This is a genomic window from Prosthecobacter fluviatilis, assembly GCF_042655725.1.
Classification (GTDB): Bacteria; Verrucomicrobiota; Verrucomicrobiia; order Verrucomicrobiales; family Verrucomicrobiaceae; genus Prosthecobacter; species Prosthecobacter fluviatilis.
The window spans coordinates 241,260-259,191 of record NZ_JBHSMQ010000001.1; the positions used below are offsets into that span (position 1 = coordinate 241,260).

17 protein-coding genes are annotated in these 17,932 nt (G+C 60.5%); 8 read left to right on the plus strand and 9 right to left on the minus strand.

The genetic code is table 11. The features are described 5' to 3' along the window. Positions 1 to 26 precede the first annotated feature (26 nt). The 4 genes from eboE to ACFQDI_RS00925 form a co-directional block, all read right to left on the minus strand. Positions 27 to 1,211 (minus strand): metabolite traffic protein EboE, encoded by a 1,185-nt coding sequence (gene eboE / locus ACFQDI_RS00910; protein WP_377162433.1) that lies wholly within the window; start codon positions 1,209 to 1,211, stop codon positions 27 to 29. Positions 1,212 to 1,340: 129 nt separating this feature from the next. Further along, positions 1,341 to 2,033 (minus strand): 3-keto-disaccharide hydrolase, encoded by a 693-nt coding sequence (locus ACFQDI_RS00915; RefSeq protein ID WP_377162435.1) that lies wholly within the window; start codon positions 2,031 to 2,033, stop codon positions 1,341 to 1,343. A gap of 88 nt (positions 2,034 to 2,121) precedes the next feature. After that, positions 2,122 to 3,594 (minus strand): sigma-54-dependent transcriptional regulator, encoded by a 1,473-nt coding sequence (locus ACFQDI_RS00920; RefSeq protein ID WP_377162437.1) that lies wholly within the window; start codon positions 3,592 to 3,594, stop codon positions 2,122 to 2,124. Between the two features lie 63 nt (positions 3,595 to 3,657). After that, the gene (locus ACFQDI_RS00925) at positions 3,658 to 4,380 is read right to left on the minus strand and encodes an isoprenyl transferase (protein ID WP_377162439.1); all 723 of its coding nucleotides are present in this window, start codon (positions 4,378 to 4,380) and stop codon (positions 3,658 to 3,660) included. A gap of 126 nt (positions 4,381 to 4,506) precedes the next feature. Here ACFQDI_RS00925 and ACFQDI_RS00930 point away from each other — a divergent pair, with 126 nt between their 5' ends. Continuing rightward, positions 4,507 to 5,715: a hypothetical protein gene (locus ACFQDI_RS00930; protein WP_377162441.1), complete on the plus strand. Its 1,209-nt coding sequence runs from the start codon at positions 4,507 to 4,509 to the stop codon at positions 5,713 to 5,715. Between the two features lie 59 nt (positions 5,716 to 5,774). Here the strand turns inward: ACFQDI_RS00930 and tatC are convergent, their stop codons facing one another. The 3 genes from tatC to argH are packed head-to-tail and all read right to left on the minus strand — an operon-like array spanning position 5,775 to position 8,930. Continuing rightward, positions 5,775 to 6,914: a twin-arginine translocase subunit TatC gene (tatC, locus tag ACFQDI_RS00935; protein WP_377162443.1), complete on the minus strand. Its 1,140-nt coding sequence runs from the start codon at positions 6,912 to 6,914 to the stop codon at positions 5,775 to 5,777. Positions 6,915 to 6,951: 37 nt separating this feature from the next. After that, a complete protein-coding gene (locus tag ACFQDI_RS00940) occupies positions 6,952 to 7,554 on the minus strand; it encodes an NUDIX hydrolase (protein ID WP_377162445.1) in 603 nt (200 codons plus the stop codon). 5 nt (positions 7,555 to 7,559) lie between these two features. Then, positions 7,560 to 8,930, minus strand: coding sequence for an argininosuccinate lyase (gene argH, locus ACFQDI_RS00945; protein ID WP_377162447.1), 1,371 nt, complete (start codon positions 8,928 to 8,930; stop codon positions 7,560 to 7,562). A gap of 195 nt (positions 8,931 to 9,125) precedes the next feature. Here argH and ACFQDI_RS00950 point away from each other — a divergent pair, with 195 nt between their 5' ends. From ACFQDI_RS00950 to ACFQDI_RS00965, 4 genes are read left to right on the plus strand one after another with little or no spacing between them, the layout of a single operon-like run. Beyond that, on the plus strand, positions 9,126 to 9,365 hold the full coding sequence (locus ACFQDI_RS00950; protein WP_377162449.1) for a FeoA family protein: 240 nt from the start codon (positions 9,126 to 9,128) through the stop codon (positions 9,363 to 9,365). Further along, a complete protein-coding gene (gene feoB, locus ACFQDI_RS00955; protein WP_377162451.1) occupies positions 9,362 to 11,446 on the plus strand; it encodes a ferrous iron transport protein B in 2,085 nt (694 codons plus the stop codon). The genes ACFQDI_RS00950 and feoB overlap by 4 nt, the downstream gene beginning before the upstream one ends. A gap of 12 nt (positions 11,447 to 11,458) precedes the next feature. Continuing rightward, positions 11,459 to 11,587 (plus strand): FeoB-associated Cys-rich membrane protein, encoded by a 129-nt coding sequence (locus ACFQDI_RS00960; RefSeq protein WP_377162453.1) that lies wholly within the window; start codon positions 11,459 to 11,461, stop codon positions 11,585 to 11,587. Between the two features lie 21 nt (positions 11,588 to 11,608). Beyond that, positions 11,609 to 12,460, plus strand: coding sequence for a nitrilase-related carbon-nitrogen hydrolase (locus tag ACFQDI_RS00965; protein WP_377162455.1), 852 nt, complete (start codon positions 11,609 to 11,611; stop codon positions 12,458 to 12,460). 12 nt (positions 12,461 to 12,472) lie between these two features. Here ACFQDI_RS00965 and ACFQDI_RS00970 read toward each other — a convergent pair whose 3' ends face one another. Then, positions 12,473 to 13,273 (minus strand): L,D-transpeptidase family protein, encoded by an 801-nt coding sequence (locus ACFQDI_RS00970; protein ID WP_377162457.1) that lies wholly within the window; start codon positions 13,271 to 13,273, stop codon positions 12,473 to 12,475. 216 nt (positions 13,274 to 13,489) lie between these two features. Between ACFQDI_RS00970 and ACFQDI_RS00975 the strand changes: the two genes are divergently transcribed. Further along, positions 13,490 to 13,972: a GNAT family N-acetyltransferase gene (locus ACFQDI_RS00975; RefSeq protein WP_377162459.1), complete on the plus strand. Its 483-nt coding sequence runs from the start codon at positions 13,490 to 13,492 to the stop codon at positions 13,970 to 13,972. A gap of 85 nt (positions 13,973 to 14,057) precedes the next feature. Continuing rightward, complete coding sequence (locus tag ACFQDI_RS00980) at positions 14,058 to 15,650, plus strand: DEAD/DEAH box helicase (protein WP_377162461.1); 1,593 nt, start codon at positions 14,058 to 14,060, stop codon at positions 15,648 to 15,650. Here the strand turns inward: ACFQDI_RS00980 and ACFQDI_RS00985 are convergent. Then, positions 15,619 to 16,422 carry a glycosyltransferase family 2 protein gene (locus ACFQDI_RS00985; protein WP_377162463.1) on the minus strand — a complete coding sequence of 268 codons (804 nt, stop codon included), beginning with the start codon at positions 16,420 to 16,422 and terminating at the stop codon, positions 15,619 to 15,621. The two genes, ACFQDI_RS00980 and ACFQDI_RS00985, sit on opposite strands and share 32 nt — an antisense overlap. A 103-nt stretch (positions 16,423 to 16,525) precedes the next feature. On the opposite strand from ACFQDI_RS00985, the gene ACFQDI_RS00990 reads away from it, so the two are divergent. After that, positions 16,526 to 17,929, plus strand: a complete 1,404-nt coding sequence (locus tag ACFQDI_RS00990) for an O-antigen ligase family protein (protein WP_377162465.1) — start codon at positions 16,526 to 16,528, stop codon at positions 17,927 to 17,929. The last annotated feature ends 3 nt before the right edge of the window (positions 17,930 to 17,932 follow it).

Here is a 17,932-nt window from a genome sequence, read left to right on the forward strand (position 1 = left end):
CCGCCTGCCCATCTTCCGGCTAGTGATCAGTCTGCCCAGGGTGTCAGATTTCGGCTGCGCATTTCAGCCAGCGTCCATTCGTACTCCCGCACGAGCTGGTCCACCACGTCGCCGCTGCGCATTTCCAGCGGCAGGACTTCCCAGGTGTAGGTCTCCATTTCGATGTGCTGGCATTTGGAGGGGTTTTGGGAGAGCCAGTCCATGGCACCAAGCAGGTGATCCCGTGTGCTGTCAAAACCGCCGCCGGGCTGGGCGTGGATGGGAATGTGGAAATGGACGCGCCATTCTTCGCCGAGGCTGCCGGGGCTGGCAGCGGCAAACTGCAGGGCGTCTGGCAGGTCCTTGAAGCGGCGCAGAGGCTCGTCCTTGCCGTAGCTGGCGATGACCTGGTGGAAGTACACCGGCTCGTCAAAGGCGTGCAGCTTGGACACGTTTTCGGGGGTGGGCTTGAGCTTGAGAGCGGAGCTGAAGTGAAGTTTGCTGATACGGATGCCGGCGCCGGTGATGCGTTTGAGCGCGGTTTGCGCGTCTTCGAACTCGATGGCGAGGTGGCAGGTGTCGTAGTTGAGGCCGACGAATTTGAAAAAGTCGCGGTCCTGCGGGTGGCGGTCGAGGTAGAGGCCGAAGAATTTGAGGGTTTCGCCGCTGGTTTCGAACAGTCCGAGGGGTTCGGGCTCGAGGCCGAGATGGAGGTCGTGGCCGGATTTGGCGGCGACTTTTTCGATGTGCTCGCGGCAGAGTCGGAGATTGGTGAAGATGGCCTGAAACTCGTCCGAGCCAATGGCGAAGGTTTTGTGTGAACCGGGCAGGGTGCTGACGCTGCCGCTGACACCCGGGGGCAGAAGCTGCGCGAGGATGTCGAAGAGCAGATTGGTGTATTCGAGCCGCTCAGGGGTGCTCCAGTCCGGCTTGAAGACGTGCTCCTTGACGCGGGTGCCGTGGAAGGAGCCGTAGGGGAAGCCGTTGATGGTGAAAACGTAGCAGCCATTGGCGTCCAGCCAGGCTTTGAATTCGTCGATTTTTCCGGGAGCGCTGAGTTCCAGGGCGGCCTGAAGGCTGAGGCGCAGGCCGATGCCGTAGGGGCTGCCACTGCTGACACGGTCCTTCACCCTCAGGGTGTAGTTTTTGAGGCCGTTCCAGGTTTCCTCCCACGTTTCTCCGCGGTGGATGTTGGTGCAGTAGCCGAGATGGATGCCGTGGTTGAGGAGCATGGTGCTAGGTGCTCAGAACGAAGCCCCGCGTCAAATGAATCGTCAGGCAAGTTGGCTCATCGGCCGGGCATAAAAAAGCGGGCGTCCTTTTCGGACGCCCGCTGTGAGGGAGGGAATGTGCGTGTCAGATCAAGGAATCACCTTCACAAAGATGTCCTTGTAGTAGGTGGTGCTCTTGGGGTCGTGGCCCTGGATGGCGAAGGTGCCTTCGCTGAGCTTGCGGCCGGGCATGTTTTTCAGCTCCTTGGCGGGGTCCCATCCTTCGGGCTCGACGAAGTCGACCGTGACCTTGCCGTTGACGGAAAGGGTGATGTGCTTGCCTTCGACCTTGATGAGGTAGTCAAACCATTCGCCGTCTGTGCTGGGAGCGAGGGGCACTTTGATATGCTTGCCGCCTTCGGGCTCTTTCTGGCCTTCCAGGAGGGCGAGGATGTTGATGACGCCATAGAGGCTGCCGGTTTTCTTGGGGTCGGTGTGGGTGCTGTTGACCTGGCACTCAAATCCTTTGTCCGGCCAGCCTTTGTCCTGGTACTGGGTGTGGAAGTACACGCCGCTGTTGGAGCCGGGGGTGGTTTTGACTTTGAGCTTGAGCTCGAAGTTTTGGAACTTGGCTTCGCCGGTTTCGCCGACGTAAAACAGATGGGCGCGGCCGCCGCTGACTTTGAGCTCGCCGTTTTCGACGGTGAAGACGCCGGGGACTTCTTCATTGGACTTCCAGCCGGTCAGGTCTTTGCCATTGAACATGGAAATCCAGCCGTCTTCGGCCTGGGAGGTGGTGAATGAGAGCGCCGCAAGGGCGGTGAGCGTGAGTTGTTTGAGCATAGAGAGGTTGGATTAACGTAAGGTCTGAGACGGGTCTAACGACTGAAGCGGCCCGGAAGGGGGGCAGCGGTCTGAGAAGGGCAGTGGTTTAACTGGCTTTTTTGGCCTTTTTCACTGCCGGGACGCTGAGGGTGGGCTCAATGGCCGCCTTTTTGACAGCGGGTGCGCTGAGATGGTTTTGCAGCGCTGCGCCGGTGACGCCAAGGAACTTGGCGGTGCGGTCGGCATCTTCGCTGAAATGACGAAATGCCAGGCGGGAGAGTTCGCGCTCCACCCATGGGAGGAGTTCGATGTCGGGGCTTTTTTCCGCCACGCTGACGAGCATGCTGAGGGCATCGCGCATGCGGGTGACGGTGCTGGAGGGGTCCATGTGGCGGGCGCCTTTGCTGCCAAGCGGAATGTCCGAGGGCAGAAGCACGTCGGAATTGCAGAGGGCGCAGGCGCGCTGGATGGTGTTTTCCAGTTCGCGGACATTGCCGGGCCAGTCGTAGGCGTCGAGCATGTCGAGCGCGTCATCGGTGAAGCGCATTTGCGGCCCACGGCGGCGTGCCGAGAGGCGGTGCAGGAAGAATTCAGCCAGCAGACGAACGTCTTCGCGGCGCTCGCGGAGCGGCGGAATGTGGATGCGGACGACGTTGAGGCGGTAGAACAAGTCCTCGCGGAAATTGCCCTTGGCGACTTCGTCTTCGAGATGCTTGTTGGTGGCGGCGAGGACGCGGACGTCGGTCTTGAGGGTCTGGTTGCTGCCGACGCGGGAGTACTGGCCCTCCTGGAGCACGCGCAGGAGCTTGCTCTGCACAGCCAGGGGCATGTCGCCGATTTCGTCGAGGAAGAGGGTGCCGCCGTCGCACTGTTCAAAGCGTCCGACGCGCTGATTCACCGCGCCGGTGAAGGAGCCTTTTTCGTGGCCGAAGATTTCGCTTTCGAGGAGGTTGTCAGGGATGGCCGTGACGTTGATGGCGACGAACTCCTTCTGGGCACGAGGGCTGAATTTGTGGATGGCACCGGCGACGAGCTCTTTGCCGCAGCCGCTCTCTCCGGTGATCATGACGGGGGCGTCAGAGCGGGAGACACGGCCGATGAGCTTGAAGACCTCCTGCATGGGCGCCGAACGGCCGATGATGGTCTCCTGAATCGATTCGGTGGGAACCTCCGCGCTCTGGGCGCGGGTGGCGTTGCGGGCCTCGATGGAGGTGAGGGCGCTTTCGACAACGGTGCGCAGCTCGTAGGGCAGGCGCTCCTTGCCGAGCACATCGTAGGCGCCAAGGCGCATGGCCTCGATGACGTGGCTGGTGGTGGCGGTGCCGCTGAAGAGGATGACCATGGACTGCGGATCGGTCTGGCGCAGCCGTTTGAGCAGCTCGATGCCGGTGGTGCCATTCAGACGGACTTCAGAGAGAAGCAGGTCGGCGCGCTTTTTCACATAGGAGGCCAGGGCGTCTTCGGCCCGCTCAAATGTGCTGATGGAAACGCCCGGTGCTTTCAGATGGGCGGCAGCCCATGCGAGAAAGTCGGCATCTGGATCCACGATAATGAGGTGGGTATCCGGGTTATCTGGCATTAGGCGTTAATTTTTGGGTTGGAAGTGCGTTATCGCAGCAATTGGGGGGGAGGTCAACATTCGTCATACGCCTCCGAAGCGGCGGTGGCGCTGGTGGAAGGCACGGATGGCGGTTTTCAGATCTTCCTTGGAGAAATCCGGCCAGAGCTTTTCGGTGATGTAAAACTCGGTGTAGCTGACCTGCCAGAGCAGGAAGTTTGACAGACGAACCTCTCCCGAAGTGCGGATAAGGAGGTCAGGATCTGGATAGTAGCGTGTGTAGAGATGCTTGCCGAACATTTCGACATCGATCATGGCTTTGTCCAGGTGTCCGCCTTCGATGCTGCGCAGCAGGCTTTTGACGCCGTCGATGATTTCCTCCCGGCCGCCGTAGCTGAGAGCCAGGATGAGGGTGAGGCCGGTGTTTTGGGAGGTGGCCTCAATGCAGCGGTGGAGCTCGTTCTGGCAGGACTGGGGCAGGTCGTGGAGACGGCCGATGGCCTGGAGCCGGACATTTTGCTTCATCATCAGGGGCAGCTCGCCACGGAGAAAGATTTCGAGCAGCTTCATCAGCGCCTCGACTTCGCGTTTGGGGCGCTTCCAGTTTTCAGAGGAAAAGGCGTAGAGGGTGAGGAATTCGACGCCGATTTCTCCGCAGCATTCGACGACCCGTCGCACGGTTTCCGCGCCGGCGCGGTGGCCTTCGGTGCGTGGCAGCCCCCGCTCTTTCGCCCAGCGACCGTTGCCGTCCATGATCATGGCTATGTGACGGGGAATGGGTTTCAGATCATCATTGGGGCGACTCATGCGAGGGGAAAATCTACTGCATGCCGCCCTGTGCGCCAGAAAGTTCTGCGTGCGCGCCCGTCTTGTGGCGGATTGCTGCAATCAGCTCGCGCAAGAAGCCGCACATGGGGTAAGTTTTTGCGCAAGATGAACCCAGGCACCACCGCCAGTCTGATCTGCCCGGCCTGCGGCCAGGCATTTCTCTCCATGCAGCAAAGCATGGAAGGCATGGTGCAGTGTCCGCATTGCGCGCATAATGCGCTGAGGGGCTATTTTGGCACGCAGGCCCAGGTGGCAGGGGTGGCGCAGGTGCGGAGGCGTGTTTCCCAGGCCCAGGCAGCACCAGTCCCGCCTGTTTTTGCGCAGCCTGCGGCGTGGCAGCCTGCCCAGCCGCCGCCGGTGCCCATGCCTACGATATCTGTGGCACGTCCGACTTTGCACCCTTCACAGGCGCTGCTGCCGACGGGTGGGCCGCCGCCGAGGGACGACTTCACGCCGCCGCCGCACCTGCGCAGCTCCCCCTGGCGCGGAATTTGTGCCGTGCTGGCGTTTGCGGCTGTGTGCGGTGGCGCTCTGTGGCTGTGGTGGGACAGTGTCAACGCATCGGCGGGCCAGCCTGGGGCCGTGGCAGGAGCGTCTCATGGCAAGGAACCGGTGCCGAATGAGCCGAGCGTGCCTCCAACGCAGATTTCCCGTGCCGTGATCCCGGCTCCGGATGCGGGAGCTGTGACCGCAGACACGAAAGCACTGGTTACGGAGCTGTTTGCTGCAGACAGCGCGGAAGGCCGGGCCGCCTGCATCCACGAGGCGGCCAAATACGGTGCTGAAATCGAAGCCTTGTTTGGTGGTGGTGCCAAAACGGAGCTTCGGCTGCTTTCCCGCATTCCTGGAATGCCGCAGACGCTGCCAGGTGGTGAGCCGGTGCTGGTGTTCAAGCTGGTGACTTCAGCCTGTGCCAATGGTGCTCTGGTGCGCCTGGAGAAGGGGGGCGATGGCAAACGCCGGATCAGCTGGCCGCTGCTGAGGGAGACCCACTCAGGGGCTCTGGCCGGCTTTCTCAAAAAGCCCGCAGGAGAGGCGGATTGGTTTTACGTCGCGCTGCGGCCCAGCCACGGTCTGGACATTGCTGTGGAGCTGCGTCCAAGGTACATCACGTTTGACGTGCAGGTTTCGGGCGGGGGGCAGCCGCATTTCGTGGCATGTGTCGAGCGTGACACGCCCCTGGGGCGCTTCATGGATCGTGAAACCGAGTGGGGGAAGTCGTATCTTGCCCGCCTGCTCGTGCGCAGACTCGACATCAAGTCTGATGCGCCGTGTGTGCTGGTCATTGATTGTGAAGGCGCACCTGAACGCTGAAGAGACGCAGCGGGTCACACTGCGTCTCTTTGGCAAGATTTGAGGCGTTCGGCCCGGCGTTATGAATTCTGGGGAGGCTCACCCGAGCGTTTTTCGTCTTCGCGGGCGAGTTCTTCCAGGGTCATTTCGCGGGTCGGAAGGTCTGCCGGATCTTCATCTGGCATCTGAGAACTCTGGTCCTCTCCCTGGTCTTCGACTTCGGAGTGTTCAACGTCTGGTGGTGGCGCGGATGGTTTGGCGGCGGGAGACTGGTAGTCGTCCTTGTCTTCGTCGTCGTCATCGGCTGAGGACCAGGGGTTGTAGTTTTCGTTGTCCCAGTCGTCGTTGGCAGATTCTTCCAGCGCTTTTTCGTCTTTGTCGATGTCGGCGTAGTACTCAGGGTAGGCGGCGCGGTCTTTCTTCTCCATGAAGTAAGCGAGCCAGATGCAGGTCTCATACAGCACATAGAGGGGGCCTGCGAGCACCAGCATGGTGAAGGGGTCGGGGGTGGGGGTGACGACAGCCGCAAAAATGGCGATGGCGACGATGGCGTAGGAGCGCGTCGTGCTCATGAGCTTGTAGTTGAGGAAGTCGAGCTTCACCAGGACCATGACGATGACCGGCAGCTCAAAGGCGACGCCGAAGAGCAGGATGAAGCGGGTGGCAAACTTCACGTAGCCGTCCAGCCGCCAGCCGTTGGACATGCCCAGGCTCTCATTGAAGGTGTAAAAGAATTCGAGCGCCTTGGGGAGCACGACGTAGAAGGCGAAGCTGGCACCCAGAAGAAACAAGCCGGCACCGATGCCGATGGCGGGGAAAATGGCCTTTTTTTCCTCAGGTTTCAGCCCTGGAAGGACAAACTGCAGCAAGAATAAGAGCAGCAAGGGGAAGGATAAAATCACCGCGGCGATCAGGGCCAGATTCATGACCATGAGGAAGCCTTCCTGAGGTGTCAGGATCTGCAGCATGGCCTTGAGCTGCTCCTGGGTTTTGATGACTCCGGTGGCCCAGAGCGGGTGCTTGATGATCTCAAAGAGCTGCTCGTAGAAGCAGAACGTGATGATCGTGGAGACCAGCAGCGTCATGGCCATGCGCACGATCATTTTGCGCAGGTCCTCGAGGTGATCGAGGAAGGGTTTTTCCTCATCGCCTTTGCCGCCCAGATTCAGGGCGACTTTTTCGCGAACTTTGAAGACTTTTTGGAGTAGGCCGGACCACATGGGAGTGAGGGGGGAAGGAAGTTGCGGGTGCGCAGGGCTAGAGCAGTCCTTTGGCCGCGATCCGCGCGTAGAGAGCCAGCGTCAGGGCGTTGGTGATCGCATTGGCAGCAATCATCCCACGCAGTTCTCCCGCGCTGACAAACCGCACGTCGCTGATGTGTTCGCTGCCATCCGGTTCCGGACGGCTGACGACACACACGGGCTTCGCCGTAAACAGATAAACGATCTCGTCGGTAAAACCTTGCGAAGGAAAATACCAGCCAAGCGGCTGGAGCGTGCCCAGATCCGGGTGGAGCGCGCAGCCGCACTCCTCACGGAGTTCATTTTGAATGGTGTGGATGACGGACTCACGGGTCACTGCGGTGTCGATCTGACCGGCGGGAAATTCCCACATGGTCTGCATGACGGGGAGGCGCTCCTGATGAACCATGACGAAGCGGCCGTCCTCCAGCACGGGGGCGATGGCCACGGCGGCCTTGCGCTTGACCACCATCCAGGGAACCTCTGTTCCACGGCTTGGGGTGGTGAAATGAGCTTTTTCGACCCCGACGTGGGGATTGAAAAACAGGGCTTCGCTGCGGGTTTTCTGCCAGCCGGGCTCGGCTCCTGGGGTGTAGAGGTCAAAATCCGGAATCTGCATGCAGGTCACTCAGGGGTGAGGGCTTTGCGCCAGCGTGCAAGCTGAGCTTTCACGTTCTGCGGAGATGGGGCGCCGATGCCTTTGCGGGCCGTCATGGCGGTTTCCAGGTTCAGGCAGGCAGTCACGTCGGCTTCGAAGGCCGGTGAGAAGCGCTGGAATTCTTCAAGCTTCATGTCGCCGAAAGTGCGCTGCTGCTCGATGGAGTAGGCCACCAGTTTGCCGATGACTTCGTGGGCCTGACGGAAGGGGACGCCATGATTGACGAGATAGTCGGCGAGATCGGTGGCCAGGAGCATGGGGTCGCTGGCGGCGGCGGTGGTTTTGGCCTGGTTGACGTCCATGCCTGTGATCATCTCGGTGAAGACTTCGAGCGCGATGACGGTGGTGTCGATGGAGTCGAAGAGGGGTTCCTTGTCTTCCTGCAGGTCGCGGTTGTAGGTCATGGGCAGGCCTTTGAGCAGGGTGAGGATGCTCATGAGATTGCCGATGAGGCGTGCGGATTTGCCGCGAGTGAGCTCGGCGACATCCGGGTTCTTTTTCTGCGGCATCAGGGACGAGCCGGTGGTGTGGGCGTCGCTGAGGGTGACGAAACCGAACTCGGCGCTGGCCCAGAGGATGACGTCTTCGCTGAGGCGGGAGAGATGAACTCCGAGGAGGGAAATAGCGAAGAGAAGCTCGGCGACGAAATCGCGGTCGCTGACGGCATCCATGGAATTTTGAGTCACACCAGCAAAGCCGAGCTGCTGGGCCACAAATTCGCGGTCGAGGATGATGGTGCTGCCCGCCAGTGCGCCAGAGCCGAGGGGCATGACGTTGAGGCGCTGGCGGCAGTCGGCGAGGCGGGAGGCGTCACGTGCGAGCATCTCCACGTAGGCGAGGAGGTGATGGGCGAATAGGACGGGCTGGCCACGCTGCAGATGGGTGTAGCCGGGCATGACGGTGTCTCCGCCGCGCTCGGCACACTCGACGAGGGCCGCCTGCATGGAGGAAATGAGCCCGAGGATGCGGGTGATCTCCGTGCGGCAATACAGGCGCACGTCTGTGGCCACCTGGTCATTGCGGCTGCGGGCGGTATGGAGCTTGGCACCTGCGGGACCAATACGCCGGGTGAGCTCGGACTCGATGTTCATGTGGACGTCTTCGAGAGACTCCTTGAACTCAAAGTCTCCTGCCTCGATCTGATGGCGGATCGCCAGCAGACCGGTTTCGATCTGATGCTGCTCCTCAGAGGTCAGGATGCCTGCTTTGAGCAGTCCTTTGGAGTGAGCGATCGAACCGGCGATGTCGTGGGGGTAGAGCCTCCAGTCAAACGACACAGATTCTCCGTAGCGCTGAACGAGAGCGCTGGTTTCCTGAGCAAATCGGCCTTTCCACATAAAATTTGAGGGCGCGCAGACTAGCGGCTTTCAGCGGCGGTGCAACCGCTGTGGCAAGTGTGTGGAAAGAGGCTGAAATGAGCCTGGGAGCACAAAATCTGCTCAAAGTACGCATTTGCCAGAATGGAGGTTCTTGTTAATCTCAACGCAAAGTTTGCGACAGAGTCTCAATTGCAGCACCGTTTTCTCTTTATCATGCCAGCCGCCACTTTAGCTGAACTCCCCGTTGGCTCCGAAGCCATCGTACAGGCCATGCCCACAGGGCGGTCCGGCCTCACCCGGCTGCGTGAGATGGGCATCGTCCCCGGGACACGCGTGCGGGTGACGCGCCGTGCTCCTCTGGGTGAGCCCATCGAGATCTGCGTGCGCGGCTCCCACCTTTCCATGCGCAATCATGAGGCGGCATTCATCGCCATCTCCCCCGCCGCCGCATGAGCCAGGCCACCACTGAGATACCGCTCATCGCCATCGTGGGGAACCCGAACTCCGGGAAGACCACGCTTTTCAACCTGCTCACCGGGCTGAAGCAGAAGGTGGCCAACTACCCCGGGGTGACCGTGGAGAAGAAAATCGGCGAGTGCTACAGCCAGCACGGCAAAAAGCTGCGGCTGATCGACCTGCCAGGGGCTTACAGCCTGAACGCGCGCTCTCCAGATGAGGCGGTGCTGCGTGATGTGCTGCTGGGGCGCCGGCCGGAGACGCCGCGCCCGGACCGGGTGGTCTGTGTGGTGGATTCGGCCAACTTGGAGCGTAATTTTTATCTTGTCAGCCAGGTGCTGGAGCTGGGGCTGCCGACGATCCTGGTGTTGAACATGGTGGATGTGGCCGAGCAGCGTCAATGGCGCATTGATGCCGCCAAGCTGTCTGAACTGCTGGGGGTGCCGGTGGTGAAGACCCAGGCAGTCTCCGGGCAGGGCCTGATCGAGCTGAAACAGGCCCTCAGCCGTGCGGACCTGACCCTGCCGAAGTGGAAAAGCGCCGTGCTTCCCGAAGGGGTCAAGAAGGCGCTGGAGCAAAGCCGAGGTCCGCTCTGTGAGACGGGGGCGATCCACGCCAGAGCGTCCCTGCTGGAGCCTCTGTACCTGCTGTCAGGGCATGACCCGACGCACTATGGAATCGCGGATTCACAGATGAGCCGAGTGCATGAACTGAGGCAGAGCATCGACGCTGCCTTTCCGGGCTGGGAAGATGAACTGGTGACGGAGCGCTACCGGGGAATCGAGGCGCTTTGCAGCGAGGTGCTCAAACGGCCAGAGCAGGAGGCGCAGACACTGACCAGCAAGCTGGACCGGATTTTTCTGCACCCGGTGCTGGGTTTTGTGAACATGCTGGTGGCGCTGATGGTGCTGGCTTACCTCATTTTCTCCGTGGCCGCCGTGCCGATGGACTGGATTGATGGTGGGTTTGGCCAGCTCGGCAGCTGGGTGGAAGGACTGATGGGGGAAGGGGACCTGAGGGATCTCATCGTCAACGGAGTGATTCCTGGTGTGGGCGGGGTGGTCATCTTCCTGCCGCAGATCGTGATCCTGTTTTTCTTCATCGGCATCATGGAAGACACGGGCTACATGGCGCGGCTGGCCTTCATCATGGACTGGGCGATGAGCAAGGTGGGGCTGAATGGAAAATCCTTCCTGCCTTTCCTCAGCTCGTATGCCTGCGCTGTGCCGGGGGTGATGGCGGCCCGGACGATCGACAATCCGAAAGACCGGCTCATCACCATCCTGATAGCGCCGCTGGCCTCATGCTCTGCGCGTTTGCCGGTGTACACGCTTTTGATCGGAGTTTTGTTTCCCACGGGGAAGGTGGGGGCGCTGACACAGGCCGCGCTGTTTGCGGGCCTGTACGCGCTGGGAACGGGTGGTGCCTTTGTTTTCGCCTGGATTTTCAGCCGCAGCATCATGAAGGGGGCTGTCAGCCCGATGATTCTGGAAATGCCGCCCTACAAGCGTCCGGCCCTGAGGTCCATCCTGCTGCTGGTGTGGCAACGTGCGAAGGCGTTCCTGGTTCGGGCCGGTACGATCATCCTGGGCATTTCCATTCTGATCTGGGCCGCATCCACCTACCCCAAAAGCAACACGGAGGACAAGGCGAAGCAGCTGGAATACAGCTTTGCCGGGCAGGCGGGCCGTCTGATCGAGCCTGCCATCAAGCCCCTCGGGTATGACTGGAAAATCGGCATCGGCCTGATCGGCAGTTTTGCCGCCCGCGAGGTCTTCAATTCGACGATGGCGGTGGTCTATGCGGTGGAGAGTGACGACGAGGAAAACCTCGACCCGCTGCGTGACAAGCTGGCAGCCGAGCGCAAGCCGGACGGGAAGCCAGTCTATACTCCGCTGGTGTGCATCAGCCTGCTGGTATTTTACGTCTTCGCCATGCAGTGCATCAGCACGACGGCGATTGTGAAGCGGGAAACGGGCTCCTGGAAATGGGCGTTGTTTCAGCTCGGATATATGACGGGAACGGCGTATGTACTTAGCCTGCTGATTTTCCAGATTGGCAGCGCGCTGGGCTACTAACCTCTCCACACCATGAACGCAGACTGGCAATCCATCGCAGCGATCGGGGTCGTGCTTGTAACGATCGCCTTGTTCATCATCCGCTCTGCCAAGCGCCGGAAGAAGCCGGGCTGCGGCGGCAGTTGCGGGTGTGGGAAATGAGGCGCAGGGTGTGCCACGGCCATGATTACTGTTGATCTCTGTACGTTTGACCCTGGCGCTGCGGCCAAAACGCCGGCGGCATTTGCCGCGGTGGTGGTGGACTGTGTGGAAGCCTCCTGGGACAGCGGGGCAGACCTTGTGCTGCTGCCGGAATTTACCTGGGTGGGCCTGGAGCCGCTGGTCGAGCCGAGAACGCTCAGGCGGGTGGCCGAGGTTTTCTGGGGCGAAGTGCTGCCGGCGGTGAAATCTCTGCTGATCCGTCCTAGGAAGGCGGTGGTGCTGGGTACTGTGCCGTTCTGGCACGAGGAGAGCCAGGAATTGCGTAACCGTGCCCCGATCCTGGTGGAGGAAAACATCCTGTTTCAGGACAAACTGCACCTGACACCGTGGGAGGCGGAGTTTTCACCGGGCACTGAACTGCGACTGTGGGAATTTGGCGGGCTGCGATTTGCGGTGGTGATCTGCCTGGACATTGAGATCCCCGAAATCAGCGTGCGGCTGCGTGGTGCAGGGGTGGACATGATCCTGGTGCCGAGTGCCACGGAGACCCTCCTGGGGGTGGAACGGGTGGACCGCTGTGCCTCGGCACGCGCGGTGGAGCTGGGTTGCATCGTCGGAGTATCTCACCTGACAGGCAAGGCTGACGCCGGACTGATCGATGAAAATGTGGGGCGCACAGCGGTGTATTTCCCTTCGCAGGCGGCGTTCCGAGAGGAGCCGAGGTGGAACGAGAGCGCGGTGTATGAGGGCGGGATTCAGAAGCAGCGGCTGACCCTTGATCCCAAGCGGCTGCAGATCATGCGCCGGATGCCCCAGGAAACGAATCCCTCGTTGCTGAAAAAAATGCCTGCCTTCGAACTGGTGGTGGGCTGATCCCTGCGCTGGTCAAGCCTTGGCTTTGGACCGGGTGGAAGCATGGCCTGCGACCTTGGTGTCGGACTTGTGCCTGGCCGACTTTCTGGGGGCAGGCTTCTCATTCTCAGCCTCTGGGGTGCGTTTTGAGGACCGGGCTTCGTTTTCTTCAGCGCGCTTCTTTTCACCTTCGGTGGGGACGAGGCGTGCCACTTCGATGGGCTGAGCAGAAGTTGTGGACGGGGCATTGAGCGCGGGTGAGCCGTCCCCATCGGTCACGACCTCAGCAGGTTTTTCCTTTTCGCTGGGGGGAAGGTGGCCTTTGGTGATGACCACTTTGGCGCCGACATTGACGTTGTCGAAAAGATCAACCACATCTTTCATTCCCATGCGTACGCAGCCGTAGCTGGCGGGTTGGCCGAGGCGATTTTCCTCCGGGGTGCCATGGATGTAAATGTAACGGTTGAAGGCGTTTTTGTTGGTGGTCTCCATGCCTCTGAGCCAGAGGATGCGGGAGACGATGGGGTCACGGCCTGGAGCGTTGGGTTTGAGCACTTCACCGTTCCAGCGGCGGCTTTTCAGCACGGCCCCTGCAGGCAGGCCTTTGCCGATTTTGGCGATGACCTCATGCTGACCCAGGGGCGTGCGATTGCTGCCTTTCTGGTCGCCGAGGCCGAATTTTGAAGTCGAGATGACATACTCCTTGGTGAGTTTGCCCTCACTGTAGATGCCGAGTTTTTGATCTTTGACACTGACCACGACATCTCCTTTGGGTGGCGTAGTGCATTGGCTGAGGGAGCCAGCCAGCAGGACACCCGCGACTGCCTTGACCAAGCAGTCAGCAAAACAGGGTTTTCTAAAAGTCCGGCTAAAAAGCAGCATGTGCTAGAAGAATGATATAAACTAAGATGTTCGCAACTCTGAATTAATACTTTGGTCAACGCCAGCAAGCTGGCATGTATTTCGCAAGACCCGTGCCATTTGAGCGATTGATACTTGTCCCAAGGGATAGCATGGCACTCTTTGACCCGTTTTACAACTCTAGCAACCATGGACGAACTACCTCTGCACATCCGCCCTTTTGAGGAGCAAGATTTGTCGCAACTGCGACAAATTACGGTGGCTTCCTTCGGAAGTGTCGCTCTGGAGCAGATGCTGGAGCACAAATTTGGCCTCTGGAATGAGCGGGACTGGAAGGTACGCAAGGCAAGCCACATCGACGACGACGTGGCCCAGTGCCCGGAGGGCTGCTTTGTGGCCGAGCGTGGCGGTGAGATTCTGGGCTACATTACCACCCGGCTGGACCGGGTGAATGAGCGGGGGCGTATTCCCAACATCGCCGTGGTGGAAAGCGCCCGAGGGCTGGGGCTGGGGCGCCGTCTCATCCAGCACGCGCTCGACTACATGCGGACGGAGGGGATGAAACTGGCGCAGATCGAGACGATGGCCTCCAATGCCATCGGCCAGCACCTTTATCCGAGCTGTGGTTTTGAGGAGGTCGCCCGCCAAGTGCACTATGCGATGAAGCTGTGATCCTCCCCCCCGGCCGGATGTCTGCGGGTTTGCATTGTCCCCCAAACTGGTCGATACACCCTGCCTCCTACCTCTAGAAACGCTTGTGACCACCCCACGCAGACCCGAAAACACCCCGAAGAAACCCTCCCTTTTCAGCCGCTTCAAAGCTGGGCTGAAACGTGTCATTGGTGGAGGCAAGAAGAAGGAACCGCCCCATGTGCCTGCCAAAGAGCATGGACATGCGAAAGATCATCACCCTGCCACCATCCACGCCCACAAGCGTCCGCATGAGGACAAACCCCGTGAGCCAGGCGCCCGCCCGCCACGTGAGCGTGAGGGACGCCCGCCGCGCGAACGTGACGGACGCCGCGGCGGACCACGAGGCCGTGACCGGGATGAGAAGCGCCCCGCACGTGGCCCCCGCGAAGACAAGCCTGTGCGTGAAAACCACGCTCCGGTGCCGCCGCCGCCTGCCCCGCCCGTGCCAGAAGGCCCGTACCCGGAGGCGTTTGAAGTGCTGGGTCTTTCGCCTGCTGTTTTGGCGGCTGTGCGCGAAAGCGGCTATGAGAAGCCCACGACGATCCAGGAGAAGTCGATCCCCATCATCCTGACCGGCAAAGATGTGGTCGGCGCATCCCAGACAGGTACTGGCAAGACCGCTGCCTTTGCACTGCCGACGCTCACCCGCATGGGGGCTCCGGGGAAATTCCGTGTGCTCGTCCTCGAACCTGTCCGTGAGCTGGCAGCGCAGGTCGTTGAGCAGTTTGAGAAATACGGCAAGCACACCGGACTGCGGGTTCTTCTCGTGCATGGTGGTGTGGGTTATGAAAAGCAGCGCAAAGGTTTGCAGCAGGGGGTGGACATCGTGGTGGCCACACCGGGACGCCTGCTCGATTTCATGCAGGAAGGCATCGCTGACCTGCGCGACGTGGAGGTGCTGATTCTGGATGAAGTGGACCGCATGCTCGACATGGGCTTTCTGCCTGATGTGCGTCGAATCGTGGAGAAGACACCGACTGCACGGCAGACGCTGTTTTTCTCGGCGACCATGCCACCCCAGATCAAGAGTCTGGCGGATTTCGCGCTCAAAGATCCCGAAAGCATCGAGGTTGGCATCCGCGCCTCGACTGCGGAGACCGTGAGCCACTACATGTACCCCGTGGCAAGCGATCAGCGCATGGAGCTCCTGCTCGCGATCCTGAAGCAGACCCATTTCGAAAGCGTCATGATCTTCACGCGCACCAAGGTGCAGGCTGACCAGATCTACTCCGCGCTGAACCAGCTCAATGAGTACAAGGTGGCCGTCATGCACTCGGACATCGGCCAGCGCGACCGTGAGCGTGCGCTGCAAGGTTTCCGCTCGGGCGAATTTGAAATCATCGTGGCAACCGACCTGGCCGCACGCGGCCTGGATGTGAGCAGCGTGACCCATGTCATCAACTACATGGTGCCGGAGCATTCGGAGGATTATGTGCACCGGATCGGGCGGACGGGCCGTGCGCAAAAAGAAGGGGATGCATTCACTTTGTTTGCGGCAGACGAACTGATGAACGTGGCCTCAATCGAGCGGCTCATCAGTCAGAAGATCGAGCGTCGGAAACTGGAAGGCTTCCCCTACAAGTACACGACGGCTCTCGACGACGAGGACCGCGCGCGCGCCATCCTTACCGGCCGGAAAAAGAAGAAGCGGCGGTAAAGCGCATGAGCGCCCAGGCTTTGAGCCGCTGATAGTGGAATGCCGGTGATGGCATGCCCGGGCGGGGCATGACCAGTGCCTTGAGCATCTGCTGGAGGCTGCGCGTGGCGCCCAGCCAGGCGACATGGAGCTTGTAACGGCGCGCGAAATGAAACACAAGCTGCGCAAACTCGAATGTCCGGTCATGACCGCTGCGGTCGTAGCCAAAACGCAGGGGCAGGCGCTTGCAGATGTGGCCCAGCCGCAGCTGCTCGATGGCCCAGGCGTAATCTTCGGCTGTGAGCAGTGTTTCATCGAAGGGGACGGCCTCCCATGCTTTGCGGCGGATCATGCCCATGCTGTTGCTGTAGATGGAGCCAAACTTGAGTCCTTTGACGAGCAACTCATCCCAGGTGATGGCATCGCTGTAGTATGGGTCGTCGTCCCACTTTGCACTGACACAGGCGACACGCGGGTTTTCAAAAGCCGCGCACATTTGCTCCAGGGCATCGTCATCATCCAGGGTGGTATGAGAGCTCAGAACCAGTATGAGATCGGTCTGCAGATGCGTGAGGCCGTAATTGAGCACGCGTGCATGGTGGTAGGGCTGCGTCCATGCGACCACACTGCCGCCTGCCTGAGTGATGAGTGCTGCTGATCCGTCGGTGCTGCCTGTGTCCACGCCGAGAATGGTGTGGGGGCGGAGGGTCTGCGCGTGCAGCCGGTGAAGGACACGAGGCAGCGTGGCGGCGGAGTTTTTGAAACGGATCAGGATGCCTAGGGTGGGACGCATGAAGCGGATGGTCTGTGGGCAAGACTACGTGCGTGTGGAAAGATTTGCCCCCCCCGCAATCGGGGGCGGTGAGATGAGAGCAGGACAGGGTTTGATTTCCAGGGTGAAGGACTTTTTCAAACTACTCACGGCCCTGCTGCTCTACGGCGGTTTTGCCCCCTTGCTGGGGGGCTTGCTGGCGCCGCGGCGTGCGTGGCAGCGGGCGCTGTTTGGGCTGATGGTTTTCATGCCGTCGCTGCCGCCGGGAAGGTTTACGCTGATGATAGGCAGCATCGAAAAATACCGAGGCCACACCAAGGGCTTTGAGGTTTCCTTGATCGAGGTGTTTGCGATAGCGCTGATCATTGCCGTGGCAAAAAGTCCACGGGACCCGGCCATGCCACGGCGCAAGGGCCTGCCTCCGGGAACCTGGGTGTATGCGATGTGGGCCATGGCAGGCCTTTTGTCTGTCTTCAATGCCTGGGACGCCTCGCTGGCCTGGATGGCGTTTTCACGGTTTGGCAAAGGCACGCTGATCTTTGTGGCTGCGGCGATGTACCTGCGTGATGACAAAGATCTGAGAGCCGCGCTCACAGGGCTGGCGCTCAGCCTGGTGGTGCAGGCGTGGATCTGCATGAAGATGCGCTATCTTGAAGGCTACTTTCAAATCAAAGGCTGGTTTGAGCACCAGAACCCGATGTCCATGTGGGCCTACATGACGGCGTGTGTGGTGTTTGCAGCCGCACTGAACAAGGAGGTCAAGGGGCGGCTGCTCTGGCTGTGCCTTGCGGCATTTGGGGCTGCGGGGCTGTGTGTGCTGCTGTCAGTTTCCAGAGCGGCGCTCGCCGCCTATGCCGTGGGTGCCGCCATTGTGCTGGGGATGGGATGGCTGCGCGGGCCCGGAGTACGCACGGCTTTGCTTTCGGTGATGGGACTGGCCGGAGCTGTGATGGTGATGATGTTTGCGATGGACTCTTTGAACTCAAGGTTGAAAGAGGTGAAGGAGAGCAAGGAAAAGAACGCGGAGGATCTGCGCCCGGTGCTCAACCGCCAGTGCAAGGCCATGCTGCATGACTACCCTCTGCTGGGCATCGGATGGAACAACTACGGCATCGCCAACAGCCGTCCGCTGGGGGCGAAATACAGTGCGGTGCTGGAGGAGTGGGATGAAAGCCGCGGCTTTGCCATCCTGGATGAATTTTACTGGGCCAACCCGCTGACAGAGAGCCTTTACTGGCTGCTGCTGGCGGAGAATGGCTGGACGGGGTGGGGGCTGTTTCTGCTGTTTGAGATAACGACGTTGTGGTGTGCGGCCCGTGCATGGCTCCACTATGGCAGAAGCCTGACGGGCTATGTTGCATTCGGCATACTCGTGGCGCTTTCCATCTGCTACCTGCATGGGACGGTCGAGCGGATTCTCACGCAGACGAAGAACCTTTCCCACTGGCTCATGCTTGCGGGAATGGTGTCCGGGATGGAGATGAGCCGCCGGGCTGAAGACCGGCGCGACAGACTGCAGCGTGCCTGATGG